The sequence below is a fragment of the Vibrio sp. OPT46 genome (assembly GCF_015163535.1).
In the GTDB taxonomy this organism is placed as follows: domain Bacteria; phylum Pseudomonadota; class Gammaproteobacteria; order Enterobacterales; family Vibrionaceae; genus Vibrio; species Vibrio alginolyticus.
On the sequence record NZ_JADDYG010000276.1, the window covers coordinates 1 to 571 of the forward strand.

At 35.4% G+C, this 571-nt stretch carries 1 protein-coding gene and 1 pseudogene; both read right to left on the bottom strand.

Features of this window, described 5'->3' with window-relative positions:
* A pseudogene (locus IQR33_RS35850) lies at positions 1-140 on the bottom strand (type VI secretion system lipoprotein TssJ); the annotation flags it as partial.
* An 11-nt stretch (positions 141-151) separates the two neighbouring features.
* Positions 152-571 (bottom strand): type VI secretion system-associated FHA domain protein TagH (tagH, locus tag IQR33_RS35855; protein WP_193843737.1); only part of this gene is annotated, 420 nt, incomplete at its 5' end.

Consider the following 571-nt stretch of genomic DNA (forward strand, 5'->3'; position numbering starts at 1 on the left):
CTGCCGTTTGAATCAGGATTAATGTTATGACTTGCTGCTATTTCTAAATCTGAGTATGGATCAACAACTAGGTTCGCTGCTGAGCACCCAAATAAAGCTATTGAAATTAATAACAAAATATATTGGTAAAACTTTTTCATCACCCTAATTCCTAGCCTTTGTTTTTTAATGCTAATTCATAGTGCTTAGCGAAGTCTTCTAAATAGAACGGAGACTCTTTATTGATAATATCATCGGATAGCTTTTTATGAATATCCTCAAACCTCTTCCAACTTTGAGCATATTTCCTAGCTGGAATAACCTTATTAATAACCGTGTCTTTCGCTAAAGCATCTGAGTATATAGAAGTAGGTTCAACAAGTGACATAACACTCGAAACCGTACCTTCAACACCTTTCATTAAGGCTTGCTCATGACTTTCGATGTCATTAAATGCTTCTTTAATGGCTGCATTTGGCTTTAAGAAGCTAGCGGTTTGACGGTTATATAAGTTATGAATCGCATCTTCTAAGTTTGCAGAAAACTTTAAAGGGTTATTTTCTGACTTACGAAATGCGGTATGACTAAGTCG